Annotated in this window: 1 protein-coding gene; it reads right to left on the minus strand. The window is 31.7% G+C overall.

Going from position 1 to position 319, the window contains the following annotated elements; all coding sequences use genetic code 11:
* A partial coding sequence (locus tag H3S73_RS13670) for a LysR family transcriptional regulator (RefSeq protein ID WP_198229257.1) occupies positions 1-220 on the minus strand: 220 nt, incomplete at its 3' end.
* Between the last annotated feature and the right edge of the window lie 99 nt (positions 221-319).

The following is a 319-nucleotide window of genomic DNA, read 5'->3' on the forward strand; positions in this document are numbered from 1 at the left end:
TCAAGGCTATTCGTCGATGATAGCGCTGAAATAATTTAAATGAAAGTTCATCTTCCAGTTTATTAATTTGATGACTTACTGCACTCGGACTAATGCAAAGTTCTTCAGCTGCTAATGCAAATGATAAATGACGAGCGACTGACTCAAACGTGTGCAGCTTAGAGAGTTGATAACGATTAATAACATGATTTTTCTTTAAAAATCTATTTTCATCATACATAATAATTCTCCTTTTATTTCTTGATTTAAAATATTTAGAGACTTTTTGACTACTTTAAATAAGTTCATACCTTCATGAGTCAAGGCTATTCGTCGATGA

The sequence above is a fragment of the Gilliamella sp. B14384G12 genome, from assembly GCF_016101825.1.
Classification (GTDB): Bacteria; Pseudomonadota; Gammaproteobacteria; order Enterobacterales; family Orbaceae; genus Gilliamella; species Gilliamella apicola_N.